The organism is Bradyrhizobium sp. Mp27, assembly GCF_029953005.1.
GTDB lineage: Bacteria > Pseudomonadota > Alphaproteobacteria > Rhizobiales > Xanthobacteraceae > Bradyrhizobium > Bradyrhizobium barranii.
Genome location: NZ_JASAUS010000804.1, coordinates 1 through 222 on the forward strand (window position 1 = coordinate 1; position 222 = coordinate 222).

Here is a 222-nt window from a genome sequence, read left to right on the forward strand (position 1 = left end):
TTCGCCTGGCGCACGATAGAAAGATCATGATCGCGGTCGATCATCGCTTTGCGCTCAGCAGGCCCGCCTTGGTGAGCGCGCCGGACAAAAAATCGTTTTCCAACGCCAGCTTGCGGATTTCACGGATCGTGAGCATCGATTTCGCGCGATCGTGAGCACTGAATTCAGACGATCGTGAGCAGCCCGCTACGGCCGATGGGAGATAGAGTCAGTGTTCTGGTT

The 222-nt window shown here is 56.3% G+C and carries 1 pseudogene; it reads right to left on the minus strand.

The window, feature by feature from the left end:
- Nucleotides 1-121: pseudogene (locus tag QJT78_RS52720) on the minus strand (IS3 family transposase); the annotation flags it as partial.
- Between the last annotated feature and the right edge of the window lie 101 nt (nucleotides 122-222).